The sequence below is a fragment of the Marinobacterium sp. xm-d-564 genome, from assembly GCF_013283345.1.
Lineage (GTDB): Bacteria > Pseudomonadota > Gammaproteobacteria > Pseudomonadales > Balneatricaceae > Marinobacterium_E.
On record NZ_WBYO01000003.1, the window covers coordinates 271889 to 284309 of the forward strand.

A 12421-nucleotide genomic window follows, 5' to 3' on the forward strand; every position below is an offset into this window, starting at 1 on the left:
CTACGGGCAGTTTTTTTGTTTTAGGGGATCGTTAGGCGAAGGTGATGTCGACCATCAGATCGGATGCGATCTCTTCAAGTGCTGCTTGTACGCTGTCTAAATCAACGCTTTTCGGTACTTGCAGTTCACCTTTGGCTTTAAACAAAAGCTCAGATGACATTGAGCCGGGTGTCAATTCGGTTTCTAAACTGGCGACGTTAACGCCCAGTAGGGACAAGGTATTGGAGATATCACGAACGATACCCTGTTTGTCATGTCCAACCAGATCAAGCGTCACGGTTTCATACTCGGTATCACTCTCTTGACTGTTGCTGACTTCACAAGAGACGCGAATGCCTTGCTCTTTTAGGTCGTCTAATGCGCGAGTTAAACCATCTAAGTTTGCGGTAGGTACATCAACCACTACAACGCCCGCGAATTTACCCGCCAGTTGCGATAGACTGGATTCAGACCAGTTGCCTTGGTGCTCTGAGATGGCTGCAGAGATAAGGTTTACCAATCCTGGTTTATCATCAGCAATAAAGCTGAGCACTAAAGATTTCATTGTCGTCGCTCCACAGATAGGATGCTCTAAAGCATGATCGTTACTAGATTTGTCTCAAAGACTAGCACTTTGTTTGGCAAGAGTGCATAACTGATGGATATTTTTGCGGCCCTTTGGCCTGTCTTCGCACTTCTGTTGTTAGGTGTGTTGATCAATCGAGTCCAGTTCGTGGATCACAACTTTTGGAACGGCGCAGAGAAGATCATCTACTACCTCTGCTTCCCAGCCCTGTTAGTGACACGGCTGGCCGCGGCTGACTTTAATGGCAGTGAATCTCTGGTGTTGATTGAAGCGGTGCTACTACTTCTAGCGCTAGGCTCGCTGTTCTTACTCGCGTTGCAGAGGCTTTTCAAATTCAGTGCGGCTTCATTTACTTCGGTTTACCAAGGCGGACTGCGTTTTAACACCTACATCACACTGGCTATTGCGGCGAGCCTGATTCCCGGTAAGGGGTTAGTGATTGCGGCGATCATCGCCTCTGTCATGATTCCTCTACTCAATCTACTCTGCGTGTTGGTCTTTGCCCTCTACAGCGATAAACGCCCCTCTGTTTTCACTGTGTTGAAGCAGATACTGAGTAATCCCCTGATTCTCGCCTGTCTGCTGGGCTTGGCGTTGAACCTCTCTAAGTTGGGAATACCTTCTCTCGTCACACCGGTGTTGGAGCTGTTGGCTCAGGTTGCCTTACCGCTGGGTCTGTTGGCGGTGGGTGCGGGAATCAATTTAAAGGCGATGCGATCTTCAGGTTTGCCACTGATGATGGGCGTTGCTGCTCGATTAATCGTTATGCCGCTATTGGCATTGGCAGTTGGTGCGATGCTTCAACTCTCATCAGTGTCACTGCTGATTTTTATGGTGTTTGCGTCGGTCCCGACGGCTTCAGCGGCCTATATTCTGGCGAAACAGCTGAATGGAGATGCACCCTTAGTTGCAAATATTCTCTCTGCACAGACCCTGTTATCGATGCTGACATTGCCGGTGGCGCTATCCTTGCCGGGCCTGATTTTGTGAAATGATATTAATTTTGAAATTTTTTTGAACTTATTTTGAACTTTTTTCTGATGCTGAGGTCTTACTTAATAAGCCTCCTAGTTTCAGTTCAAAATATGAAAATGAAACAATCTCCAGACCTATTACTGCTACTCACGGTTACCTTAGTAACCGGAGTTGCAGTGACCGGGTTGATCCAATCGATCTAATCTCACTCTTTAAGCAATATAGCGTCCCTTGTCAGTCGCAATGCCGTGCATTGGAACGTCCCAAGGTTGTATCGGTAGTTGCTCAACCTTTTGCAGGTCGTGTGCCACGCCAATGAGTTTAGGGCCGTGCATGAACCCTTTTTTCTGTGTGAACTCGAAGGTTCGATCGTAGTAACCGCCCCCCATGCCCATGCGTCCACCTTGCTGATCAAATGCAACCAGCGGCATCAGTACTAGATCCACTGCCCAGGCAGGAGAGTGTGAGCGCTTTAATTTTGGCTCCCAAATCTTGTAGCGATTTTGGTTCATTGAGGTGTTGGGTTGATATTGAGTAAACCAGAGTCGATTGTGTCGAACCGGATGCAGTACCGGCAGGTAGACCGATTTCTTAAGTTTCCAACACAACTTGATGAGCGGTTGAAGATCGATTTCACCATCGTTAGCTAGGTAAACGGCAATGCGTTTAGCGCGATGAAAGTAGGGGGCTTTTCTTAGTTGGTGAACTAATGAGAGTGCAGCACGCTTCTGCTGTTTACTGGAGAGCGCACGACGTGCTCGACGTTTCTCAAGACGAATGGTTTTTCTATCTTCGATACTGAGCATAGAGAAAAGACCCCAGGATGCCGGTGGTGTTCTTGGCCCTGAACCCGAAGGTTCAGAGTGGATACGAGTATAGATATATTAGGCTTTCCGCACGCGGACATGCTCACAATACCTATTCCCCGCATCCGGGAAAATGATTATCGGCTCGAGGGACTTGAACAACTGTCGAACATCCCAGGGTTGAGTTAATTATAACCCTATGAAGCCGCTATTAAAGGGTTTAAGACCGGAAAAACTATGAAAATTTTGCAAGCGTCGCGTCGATCTTATCGATCAACTGCTTGGATTCATCGTTTGAGCTCGCTTCGGCTTTTGATGAGTTCAAATTGTCATAACTCAGGTTGAGAGCCGCCATCACTGCGATACGTTCCATGCCCAGTAGTTTGCCACTGCTAGAGATCTCACGCATTTTCTCGTCCAAGTTTTCTGCTGCAGCAATAAGGCCTGCCTCAGCACCGGCTGGGCAGCTAAGTGTGTACTCTTTATCAAGAAGGGCAACGGTCAGTGTGTTACTCATGAGCTTTTCTCCAAAACACGAAGGCGATTTAGCATCGATTCAACACGACTACGGGTGCCCTCATGTATTTTGAGTAGCTGAGCACGCTCCTCTTTCAACTTCAGGTTCTGTGTCTGTAAGTGACGATTCTGCTCATCCAACTTTTGTACCAACTCGATCAATTGATCCACTTTGGTGGCGAGCGTTGATGGGTTTACTTCTGACATTGACTGCCTCGAACGTTTTGAATTCCGACCATATTAGCAGGCAGTTGCATTGGGTCAATGTTCTGCATAGCTCCAAAGGCCGCAAAGTGCTAGGATCATCCCCAATAAATGCTCTTGAAAGCGGTCGTCTTAAACGCCCTCTGAATAGCATCTGAACCTTTATTTCTACCGTAATAAGTGAGAGTCGATGAGCGCGCCAGATTTTGATCAACTAGCCAATTTAATGATTGAAGAGGGGGCTATCGCCTTTTCACCCTCTGAGTTACATGGCGCGATCGTTGGGCAGCTCACCGCCGCTAAACGTTTTGATAAAGCGAGTCTTGAGGCGTTTTGTGTCACTCAAATGGATATCACTCGTATCGCTCTTGAGAGCAGCAGCGAAAAGTTGATGGCACTCTACACCCAGATTTTAGAACAGCTGGAATCATCCGCTTTTGAGTTGGCCATTTTACTACCGGATGATGAGCAACCTCTGGCTGAGCGTGCAGAGCAGTTAGGCCTTTGGGTGACTGGGTTCCTAGCAGGTTTTGGCATGGCGATTGGCGATCAAGGGCAACATCTCTCTAATGATGCGCAAGATGGTCTTAAAGATCTGGTGCAAATTGCGCAAATTGAGGCGGACGGCCAGGCCGAAGAGGACGAGAATCTCCTGATGGAGGTGGAAGAGTACGTTCGTATGGCTGCCATGCTGCTATTTAGTGAATGTAATAAAGCGGAGTCTACTGAGTCTGATAAACCGGTAATGCACTGATGAAAATTGATCTCTCAATCTACAAAGAGCGTCGAGCTAAACTGCTCTCTGAGTTACCTGACAATTCGGTCATGATTATCGCTGCGGCCTCTTTGGTCAGCCGCAACGCCGACGCTGAGTTTCCGTTTAGGCAGTCGAGTGATTTCTACTACCTTACGGGATTTAATGAACCGGATGGTTTGTTGCTGCTTAAGCCAAGTTCAGATCAGCCGGTGGTACTGTTCTGTCAGCCACGTGATCCTGAAATGGAGATCTGGACTGGTTACCGAGCAGGTCCAGAGGGTTGCATTGAGACCTTTGGCGCGGATGCTGCATACAATCTTTCAGAGATTGATCAACAGCTTCCCAGCCTAATCGATGGCGTTGATCAGCTGTTCTACCCGTTAGCACGCGATGCTGCATTGGACTCCCGGGTAAAAGGTTGGATTCAGGATCTGGCTAAACGTGTTCGAGCGGGCGCTGAAGTTCCCAAGGCTTTGAGTGATTCAGATCCTATTTTGCATGAGATGCGTCTGTTTAAATCCGATGCTGAGATCGCCATCATGCAGCGAGCGGCCGATATCTCTGCAGAGGCTCATGTTAAAGCGATGCAGCAGTGCCGGGTTGGCATGAATGAGTACCAACTGGAAGCGATTATTCAGAGTCACTGCATGGCTGAGGGTGCTCGTTTTCAAGCCTACACGCCTATTGTGGCGGCAGGGAAAAATGCCTGTATTCTTCACTATATCGACAACGATCAGCCCATTAATGAGGGTGATCTCATTCTGATAGATGCAGGTTGTGAATTGGATAACTATGCCAGTGACATTACCCGGACTTTCCCTGCTAACGGCCAGTTCAGCGAAGAGCAGCGTGCCATCTATCAGTTGGTCTTAGACGCCAACAAAGCCTGCATTGACGCGGTCAAACCGGGTTGTAATTGGGACTCTCTGCATCAGTTGTCTGTCGAAATATTGACTAAAGGGTTGGTTGAGCTCGGTTTGCTGTCGGGTGAGGTGGATCAGTTAATTGAATCGGGCGCTTATCGTCGATTCTATATGCACCGCATTGGGCACTGGTTAGGTATGGATGTTCATGATGTTGGCTCCTACCGTGTCGAGGGTGAGTGGCGAGAGCTTTCGCCTGGCATTGTTACGACCATTGAGCCGGGTCTCTACATCGCCCCCGATGATCACACCGTCGAAGAGCGCTGGCGCGGCATCGGTGTTCGCATCGAAGATGATGTTTTGGTAACAGAAGAGGGTGCGCGAGTTTTAACCTCTGCAGTACCCAAAGAGATTGATGAGATAGAGGCATTGATGCGCCGTGCATGAATCGCAGTTTGATCTAATCATTTGTGGTGGTGGCATGGTGGGCGCCAGTTTAGTCGCTGCGTTAACACCTTCTGCCAAATCCTTAGGTCTTAAGATCGCTCTTGTTGAGCAGAGCCCTATGCAGGCTAAGCCCAATCCTCAGTTTCAGCCCAGCTTTGATGCACGCTCTACCGCATTGGCTTATGGATCCCGAACCGCCTTTGAGTCTATGGGTGTGTGGGAGCTTCTCTATGAACACCTGACTCCCATCGATCGGATCCATGTTTCTGACCGAGGACGCTGGGGTCAAACGACCATGAGTGCTGAGCAGGAGCGCGTCGACGCACTGGGCTATGTTGTCGAGAACCACTGGTTAGGTCAGGTGTTAATGAGCTCGGTACTGGCCGCGCGCGATCAGGTCGAACTCTATTCGCCGGCAACCGTTGAATCGGTTGAGTGGGTGGAGGGTCAGCGTCATGTAGTGATAGATCAAGATGGTGAGTCGATAACCTTAACAGCACCACTGGTGGTCATGGCGGATGGTGGACGTTCTGAGCTGAGACAACGTATGGGTATTGAGTATCGCCAGACCCCTTATCATCAGCATGCACTCATTGCCAACGTCGAAATTGATCGCCCTCATGATGGCATCGCCTATGAACGTTTTACCGAAAATGGCCCCATTGCACTGCTTCCGATCGAGGATCACGAAGGGCGCCATCGAATGGGGTTGGTTTGGACGCTGTCTGACGATCAGGTCATTACCCGCATGGAGCAAATCGACCAGCAGTTTTTGACCGATCTACAACAAGCGTTTGGCTACCGTGCCGGTCGACTGATTGGAGTGGGTGAGCGATTCTCGTACCCACTGCATTTAACCTTGGCTGATGAGCAGGTTCGCCGTGGTTTGGTGGTTCTTGGTAATGCCGCCCATGCTCTGCACCCCATCGCAGGGCAGGGGTTTAACTTGGCATTACGCGGTGTTTGTGAGTTGGCGGAACGGATTATTCTGGCCAAGCAAGCTAACCAAGATATGGGTGCATTAGCCATGCTGGAAGAGTTCATTGACGGGCGTCGAAAAGATCAAAGTCGTACGATCGGTTTTGGCGACTCTGCATTGAAAATCTTCAGCTCTACTAACCCTGCTTTGCGTTTGGGACGAAGCTTGGCTCTTCAGACCTTAGATCTGATTCCGTCAGCACGCACTCTATTGGCGAGGGCTGCAATGGGTTTGGATACTCCGGCAGCGAGGTTAAAGTCCAATGACTGATAAAAATGCTATTCGCTCAATGGACGTTGCCATTGCTGGTGCAGGTATGACCGGCTTGGCAGCGGCGATTCAACTGGCGGATCTTGGTTTGAAGGTTGAGGTGTTGGATCAGTTTGGTATGGATCTGTCGACCATTGATGACCAGGCTGCTCAGCTCATGCAGGGGGCTTTTGATTCTCGTGTGAGTGCACTCACACTGGCCTCAGTCGAGTTACTGAAATCCTTGGGGGCTTGGTCGCATATTCTTAGCTGGCGAGCAGAACCCTATGAGAAAATGCATGTCTGGGACGGTGAAACGCGTGGCGAGGTCGATTTTGACTGTTTTGATATTCACGAGAAGCAGTTGGGCTTTATCGTAGAGAATCGCCTGGTTGTTTTAGGTCTATTAAAAGCGGCACTTGACCGTGCAAATCTTAAGCTCAATTTCGCCTCACGTATTAAAACACTGGGGCGATTCCAAGAGTCTAGTCGACTCATAGAGCTCGAAGATGGTGATCTTTTATCTGCGCAGCTTGTGGTAGGTGCTGACGGTGCCCACTCAAATACACGTAAGCAGTTGGGTCTGGCTACTCATGAGTGGGACTATGGTCAGCATGCCGTTGTGGCAACGCTTGAGATGACTCGGCCTCATCAACACACCTGTTGGCAGCGGTTTACAGAGGATGGCCCTCTTGCACTGCTCCCTCTTAAGACCGCAAGCGCTCATCATGTCTCGTTGGTCTGGTCGACCTCGCCTAAACATGCAGCAGAACTATTAGAGATGGATCAGGATGCCTTTTGTGCAGCCGTCAGCTTTGGTTCGCGTGATGTGTTGGGCCGAGTGGCGTCGGCAACTGGTATTCAAAAGGTTCCGTTAAGACAGCGTCACGCCAAGCACTATGCTGTTGAGGGAGGAGTACTGATCGGCGATGCTGCACACACGATCCACCCGCTTGCAGGGCAGGGTGTCAATTTAGGTTTTTTGGACAGCGCTGCGCTCAACGACGTGATTGCTCAGGCACAGATGCGTCGTGAGCCGATCGGTGATGCGAAGGTGTTAAAGCGTTATGAGCGTTCAAGGCAGATGAGTAACCTGCGCATGAGCGCGGTGATGGAAGGGTTTAGGCGTCTATTTGCTCCACAACCAGCTCCGATCGAATGGGCGCGCAGTGTTGGTATGCGTCTTTTCAATCGCGTTGAGCCAATTAAGCAGCACATTATGTCAGAAGCGATGGGCCTTTCCGGCGATCTACCGACTCGGATGCGACGAGCAGCGTCGGCAAGCGTTGATCAAAGATTGAACTAAACCCATTTTAGGGTAAACTTCTTGTCCCTTTTTGAAACTCCGCAGAGAAGCGGAGTTTATTGATTGAATAACAGGACTGTAAATGGGACACAAAACTCCACTCTATGAGTTGCACGCATCAATGGGCGGTAAGCTTGTCGATTTCGGCGGTTGGGATATGCCATTGCACTATGGTTCTCAGCTAGAAGAGCACAATATCGTGCGCCAAGATGCAGGTATGTTCGATGTGTCGCACATGACCATTGTTGACGTATCAGGTCAGGAATCACGTAAGTATCTTCAATATCTTGTGGCTAATGATGTCGCGCGTTTAGAAGTTAAAGGTAAGGCGCTCTATACAGCCATGCTCAATGAGCAGGGCGGCATTATCGATGATCTTATTATCTACTTGATGACTGATAAGAGCTCTTCTAACGAGTGGTACCGCTTGGTGGTTAACTGTGCGACGCGTGAGAAAGATTTGGCCTGGATGGCGGATCGAGCGATCGGTTTTGATGTGACGTTAAATGAGCAACCTGAGTTGGCCATGGTCGCTGTGCAGGGTCCTAAGGCGCGTGCAAAAGTCGCTGCGCTTCTTGGTGGATCGCGTGAGCAGGCCATTAACGAACTATCGGTCTTCCAAGGGTTTGAGTCGGAAGGGTGGTTTATTGCCCGCACCGGTTATACCGGCGAAGATGGCCTTGAGATCATGGTGCCTGATGATGAAGTTGCTCAGTTTTGGTCTGCACTGGCTGAAGCGGGTGTCGCACCTTGTGGCTTAGGTGCGCGTGATACGCTTCGCCTGGAGGCGGGTATGAATCTATACGGCAGCGATATGACCGATTCTGTGACTCCGTTAGAGTCCGGCATTGCATGGTCGGTGGCGTTTGAACCATCTGATCGACAGTTTGTCGGTCGTGAGGTTCTTGATCAGCAAAAAGCGAATGGCGGCTACGATAAGTTAGTGGGCTTGGTGCTTGAAACAAGAGGTGTCTTAAGAGGGCATCAGCGTGTTATTGTTGACGGTGTTGGTGAGGGTGAAATTACCAGTGGTACATTCTCCCCAACCTTAGGCTTCTCGGTCGCTCTGGCTCGAGTGCCTGCCGGTACTGGTGCTGCTGCGAAAGTTGAAATGCGTGGAAAAGAGATCGACGTTCGAGTCGTCCGTCCGCCTTTCGTCCGCAACGGCAAAAAAGTTTTTGAATAATCAGATCAGGTGATAAAAGATGAGTAACGTTCCTGGCGAATTGAAGTATGTAAGCAGCCACGAGTGGATCCGTGTTGAGGGTGATGGCACTGTAACGATTGGTGTTACAGACCACGCGCAAGAAGCACTGGGCGATGTGGTATTTGTTGAGTTGCCTGACATCGATGCAGAGGTGTCTGCTGGTGATGACGCAGGTGTGGTTGAGTCTGTAAAAGCAGCATCTGATATCTATGCACCGGTTAGCGGTGTTGTCGTTGCGGTTAACGATGATCTTGAAGATGCACCAGAGATGGTTAACAGCGACCCTTATGGTGATGGCTGGTTCTTCAAACTTAAACTGACTGATGAGAGTGAATTGGATGACCTTCTAAGCGCTGACGAATACTCAGCTGCTTGCGAAGAAGAGTAATCTGATCTGACTAAAACCCCGGTTGGCTTGAAAGTTTCAATGCCAACCGGGGTATTTTTATTTTTGGTAATCGCTAGATGAAAGCAAAATCTTTAGTTCTACAGCAGGGTGCAGATCGCCGTCTTCGTGGCGGACACGTCTGGATCTACAGTAATGAGGTGGACAATAAAGCCTCACCCCTGAAAAATTTTGAGGTGGGAGAGCAGGTCCAGGTTGTAGATTCCCAAGGTCGCCCAAGAGGCAGTGCGATTATCAACCCCAATACCTTGATCTGTGGTCGTCTGTTTAGTCGTGATCCAGAGCAAGAGCTCGATCGCTCGCTGATTGTGCACCGTCTCAACATCGCACTGTCTTTGCGCGAGATGAGTTTTGATCAGCCCTGCTACCGCTTAGTGTATGGCGATTCGGACGGTCTACCTGGCCTAGTGATCGATCGATACTACGATATCTTTGTGATACAGATTTCGACGGCAGGGATGGAGAAGGTTCAGCATCATGTGATTGATGCCTTGAACAAGGTCTTTATGCCGGCCGCCATTGTGTTGCGTAATGACGGTAAGTTCCGTGAAACCGAAGGTCTTGAGGCCTACGTTGAGGTGGTTCAAGGTGAAGTCGGCGATCTGTCACCACTGTCTGAAAATGGCGTTAACCTAGTTGCACCCCTGTTGACGGGGCAAAAAACAGGTTGGTTCTACGATCACCGTGAAAACCGAGCACGTATGCAGACGATGGTGAAGGGTAAAAAGGTCCTTGATCTGTTCAGTTATGTGGGTGGCTGGGGTGCTCAAGCACTGGCTGCCGGCGCGTCTGAAGTGGCCTGTGTTGATGCGTCTGCAGGCGCACTGGAAGTGGCTGAAGAGAATGCGCGTCTACAAAATGCTCTGCCGAAATTTAGAGCTCTGCAAGGCGATGCCTTCGATATCTGTAAAACACTGGTAGCTGATAAAGAGCGCTTTGATGTGGTGATCGTCGATCCACCTGCCTTTATTATGCGCAAAAAAGACATTCGTAATGGTGAGCGTGCTTATGCACGTATCAACAACTTTGCGATGCGTCTGCTGAAGCGTGGTGGTGTGTTGGTATCGGCATCATGCTCAATGCACCTGCAGACAGACCGTCTAGTCGATACGCTACGGACCAACAGTCGTGAGCTGGATCGTCAGGGGCAAATTTTCGCACAGGGCTATCAGGGAGCGGATCACCCTATTCACCCAGCGATTCCTGAAACTGAGTATCTGAAAGCTTATTTCATGCGCTTATTGGCGAATGAGTGATCAGAATTTATGGAAGAGAAAAACGGAGCCCTAGCTCCGTTTTTTTGTGCCAGATCATTTGATTGATTATCTCTTAAGTCTGAGTGTGGAAAAAATTGGATTTTGAACCATAATGAAAGTGTGACTCTAATCAATAGGAGAGAGTAATGTTTTCCCAGAAACTGGTTTCAGATCTAATGGATGCTTCGGTCGTGCCTCTGCAAGAGTCTGCCTCTTTGGAGGTGGCGGTTGCCCACCTTGTTGATTCTAACTACCCGGGTCTGCCCGTTGTTAACACTGAGGGCAAAATTTCAGGATTCTTGTCAGAGCATGACTGCCTGCGCTACCTCATCTCAAGTAGCTACTATCTTGATGATCGCACCTGTGTCAGCGATATCATGTATCGCCAACCACTGACGGTCTCTCCTAAAGAGACGCTGTTGCAGCTGGCTGAGCGCATGGAAGGTGGTAAGCCTAAGGTTTACCCAGTCTGTGAAGAGGGTAAGTTGCTTGGAATAGTAACCCGTAAAAATGTGATGCGTGCACTTAATGACACGCTGGCGAATACCAAAAAATCCGCTTAAAACAGTTGCGTAGGATTAGCGGCGAAGATCAAGGATCGGCCAGCCGCGCTGCTGAGCTTCAGCTGTTAGTCGTTCGTCTGGGTTAACGGCTACGGCGCGTTCTACCTGCTCAAGCAGAGGTAGATCGTTGATTGAATCGCTGTAGAAGTGGCTGCCAGAGAGGTTGGCGTTGTGCTCTTTGAGCCACTCGTTGAGTCGGGTAACTTTGCCAGATTGGAAGCAGGGTGTGCCCGCTATTTTTCCTGTGTATGCACCATTGAGCTGTTCTGGCTCAGTGGCAAGAAACTCATCTACCTCTAAGCGTTTAGCAATGGGTCCTGTGACAAAGCTGTTGGTCGCGGTGATGATCATCAGCCTATCTCCCGCGGCGCGGTGTGTTGCTAAGAGCTCTTCAGCCTTAGGCAGGATGATCGGCTCAATAACCTCGGACATGAATTCGTTGTGCCACTGATCTAGTTGAGCTTTGCTGTGCTCTGTCAGTGGTTTTAACGCAAACTCGAGAAATTCGTTGATATCCATCGTACCCGCTTTGTACTGTTCAAAAAAACGATCATTTGCGGCTCGGTAGGCGGTCTCATCAACAATGCCTTTTTGACACAAAAACTCCCCCCATGCGTGATCACTGTCGCCGTTGAGTAGGGTGTTATCCAGATCAAAAATAGCCAAGGGTTTCATAAGGTTCTCGTGTTTAGGATTCGCTGCAGAGAATACGGGTGTCTGAGCTGACTGGCAAGACACTGTGAATAGTCTATTTCTTAAAAGTTGGTACTGTGGAACAATAGGACCATAAGTTAAAGTTTTTTAAGGAAAACAAAGTGATCGATTCAGATGGGTTTAGACCGAATGTAGGTATCATTCTGGTTAACTCGCTGGGTCAAGTTCTGTGGGCGCGTCGTTGTGGTCAAGATGCGTGGCAGTTTCCACAAGGTGGAATCAATGCGGATGAGACCGCTGAACAAGCCATGTATCGTGAACTCCATGAAGAGATCGGCCTAACGAAAAAGGATGTGGAGATCCTCGGCGTTACCCGTGGTTGGTTAAGGTATCGTCTGCCAAAACGCATGATTCGTCGTAATCAGTTTCCACTCTGTATAGGTCAAAAACAGAAGTGGTTTATGTTGCGCATGTTGAGTCGTGACGAGGCAGTGAAAATCGACTGTTCGGACACCCCAGAATTTGATGGTTGGCGATGGGTGAGTTATTGGTACCCAGTAGGGCAAGTCGTCTCATTTAAAAAAGAGGTTTATCGTAAAGCGATGCGGGAGTTATCTCCTCGTTTGACACGTATCGTTAAACGCTAGACACACAATGTCTAAAAGGAG

The 12421-nt window shown here is 49.2% G+C and carries 15 protein-coding genes and 1 other RNA gene; 10 read left to right on the forward strand and 6 right to left on the reverse strand.

What is annotated here, in order from left to right; genetic code table 11:
- Positions 1-31 precede the first annotated feature (31 nt).
- A complete protein-coding gene (locus XMD564_RS05330; RefSeq protein ID WP_173488803.1) occupies positions 32-544 on the reverse strand; it encodes a glycine cleavage system protein R in 513 nt (170 codons plus the stop codon).
- A gap of 93 nt (positions 545-637) precedes the next feature.
- Between XMD564_RS05330 and XMD564_RS05335 the strand changes: the two genes are divergently transcribed.
- Complete coding sequence (locus XMD564_RS05335; protein WP_254442856.1) at positions 638-1555, forward strand: AEC family transporter; 918 nt, start codon at positions 638-640, stop codon at positions 1553-1555.
- Between the two features lie 197 nt (positions 1556-1752).
- Here the strand turns inward: XMD564_RS05335 and XMD564_RS05340 are convergent, their stop codons facing one another.
- From XMD564_RS05340 to XMD564_RS05355, 4 genes are all read right to left on the reverse strand, one after another.
- Positions 1753-2346, reverse strand: coding sequence for a 5-formyltetrahydrofolate cyclo-ligase (locus XMD564_RS05340; RefSeq protein WP_173507961.1), 594 nt, complete (start codon positions 2344-2346; stop codon positions 1753-1755).
- A 5-nt stretch (positions 2347-2351) separates the two neighbouring features.
- Positions 2352-2530: non-coding RNA, 6S RNA (gene ssrS, locus XMD564_RS05345), on the reverse strand.
- A 51-nt stretch (positions 2531-2581) separates the two neighbouring features.
- On the reverse strand, positions 2582-2863 hold the full coding sequence (locus XMD564_RS05350; RefSeq protein WP_173482544.1) for a cell division protein ZapA: 282 nt from the start codon (positions 2861-2863) through the stop codon (positions 2582-2584).
- Positions 2860-3069 (reverse strand): TIGR02449 family protein, encoded by a 210-nt coding sequence (locus XMD564_RS05355; RefSeq protein ID WP_173482543.1) that lies wholly within the window; start codon positions 3067-3069, stop codon positions 2860-2862. The genes XMD564_RS05350 and XMD564_RS05355 overlap by 4 nt, the downstream gene beginning before the upstream one ends.
- 187 nt (positions 3070-3256) lie before the next feature.
- Here XMD564_RS05355 and XMD564_RS05360 point away from each other — a divergent pair, with 187 nt between their 5' ends.
- The 8 genes from XMD564_RS05360 to XMD564_RS05395 all read left to right on the forward strand — a co-directional run bounded on the left by XMD564_RS05360 (position 3257) and on the right by XMD564_RS05395 (position 11099).
- Entirely contained in the window at positions 3257-3820 is a 564-nt protein-coding gene (locus XMD564_RS05360) for a UPF0149 family protein (RefSeq protein ID WP_173481775.1), read from the forward strand.
- Positions 3820-5133, forward strand: coding sequence for a Xaa-Pro aminopeptidase (gene pepP / locus XMD564_RS05365; RefSeq protein WP_173506869.1), 1314 nt, complete (start codon positions 3820-3822; stop codon positions 5131-5133). Before XMD564_RS05360 ends, pepP begins: the two co-directional genes overlap by 1 nt.
- Positions 5126-6382: a 2-octaprenyl-6-methoxyphenyl hydroxylase gene (gene ubiH, locus XMD564_RS05370; protein WP_371740252.1), complete on the forward strand. Its 1257-nt coding sequence runs from the start codon at positions 5126-5128 to the stop codon at positions 6380-6382. Before pepP ends, ubiH begins: the two co-directional genes overlap by 8 nt.
- Entirely contained in the window at positions 6375-7667 is a 1293-nt protein-coding gene (locus XMD564_RS05375; RefSeq protein ID WP_254442857.1) for a UbiH/UbiF/VisC/COQ6 family ubiquinone biosynthesis hydroxylase, read from the forward strand. Before ubiH ends, XMD564_RS05375 begins: the two co-directional genes overlap by 8 nt.
- Positions 7668-7749: 82 nt before the next feature.
- Positions 7750-8853 (forward strand): glycine cleavage system aminomethyltransferase GcvT, encoded by a 1104-nt coding sequence (gene gcvT / locus XMD564_RS05380; protein ID WP_173482540.1) that lies wholly within the window; start codon positions 7750-7752, stop codon positions 8851-8853.
- 19 nt (positions 8854-8872) lie between these two features.
- Positions 8873-9262 carry a glycine cleavage system protein GcvH gene (gene gcvH / locus XMD564_RS05385; RefSeq protein WP_173481779.1) on the forward strand — a complete coding sequence of 130 codons (390 nt, stop codon included), beginning with the start codon at positions 8873-8875 and terminating at the stop codon, positions 9260-9262.
- A gap of 77 nt (positions 9263-9339) precedes the next feature.
- Positions 9340-10536, forward strand: a complete 1197-nt coding sequence (locus tag XMD564_RS05390) for a class I SAM-dependent rRNA methyltransferase (RefSeq protein ID WP_173482539.1) — start codon at positions 9340-9342, stop codon at positions 10534-10536.
- A gap of 146 nt (positions 10537-10682) precedes the next feature.
- A complete protein-coding gene (locus tag XMD564_RS05395) occupies positions 10683-11099 on the forward strand; it encodes a CBS domain-containing protein (protein WP_173481781.1) in 417 nt (138 codons plus the stop codon).
- Between the two features lie 15 nt (positions 11100-11114).
- Here the strand turns inward: XMD564_RS05395 and XMD564_RS05400 are convergent, their stop codons facing one another.
- Positions 11115-11774: an HAD family phosphatase gene (locus tag XMD564_RS05400; protein ID WP_173481815.1), complete on the reverse strand. Its 660-nt coding sequence runs from the start codon at positions 11772-11774 to the stop codon at positions 11115-11117.
- Positions 11775-11914: 140 nt separating this feature from the next.
- Here XMD564_RS05400 and rppH point away from each other — a divergent pair, with 140 nt between their 5' ends.
- Positions 11915-12400: an RNA pyrophosphohydrolase gene (gene rppH, locus XMD564_RS05405; RefSeq protein ID WP_173481782.1), complete on the forward strand. Its 486-nt coding sequence runs from the start codon at positions 11915-11917 to the stop codon at positions 12398-12400.
- The last annotated feature ends 21 nt before the right edge of the window (positions 12401-12421 follow it).

Coding starts and splice junctions, on each gene's coding strand:
- XMD564_RS05335 (WP_254442856.1), top strand. CDS start 638: ATGGATATTTTTGCGGCCCTTTGGCCTGTCTTCGCACTTCTGTTGTTA.
- gcvH (WP_173481779.1), top strand. CDS start 8,873: ATGAGTAACGTTCCTGGCGAATTGAAGTATGTAAGCAGCCACGAGTGG.
- XMD564_RS05390 (WP_173482539.1), top strand. CDS start 9,340: ATGAAAGCAAAATCTTTAGTTCTACAGCAGGGTGCAGATCGCCGTCTT.
- XMD564_RS05395 (WP_173481781.1), top strand. CDS start 10,683: ATGTTTTCCCAGAAACTGGTTTCAGATCTAATGGATGCTTCGGTCGTG.
- XMD564_RS05330 (WP_173488803.1), bottom strand. CDS start 544: ATGAAATCTTTAGTGCTCAGCTTTATTGCTGATGATAAACCAGGATTG.
- XMD564_RS05360 (WP_173481775.1), top strand. CDS start 3,257: ATGAGCGCGCCAGATTTTGATCAACTAGCCAATTTAATGATTGAAGAG.
- XMD564_RS05350 (WP_173482544.1), bottom strand. CDS start 2,863: ATGAGTAACACACTGACCGTTGCCCTTCTTGATAAAGAGTACACACTT.
- XMD564_RS05340 (WP_173507961.1), bottom strand. CDS start 2,346: ATGCTCAGTATCGAAGATAGAAAAACCATTCGTCTTGAGAAACGTCGA.
- XMD564_RS05375 (WP_254442857.1), top strand. CDS start 6,375: ATGACTGATAAAAATGCTATTCGCTCAATGGACGTTGCCATTGCTGGT.
- XMD564_RS05400 (WP_173481815.1), bottom strand. CDS start 11,774: ATGAAACCCTTGGCTATTTTTGATCTGGATAACACCCTACTCAACGGC.
- gcvT (WP_173482540.1), top strand. CDS start 7,750: ATGGGACACAAAACTCCACTCTATGAGTTGCACGCATCAATGGGCGGT.
- XMD564_RS05355 (WP_173482543.1), bottom strand. CDS start 3,069: ATGTCAGAAGTAAACCCATCAACGCTCGCCACCAAAGTGGATCAATTG.
- pepP (WP_173506869.1), top strand. CDS start 3,820: ATGAAAATTGATCTCTCAATCTACAAAGAGCGTCGAGCTAAACTGCTC.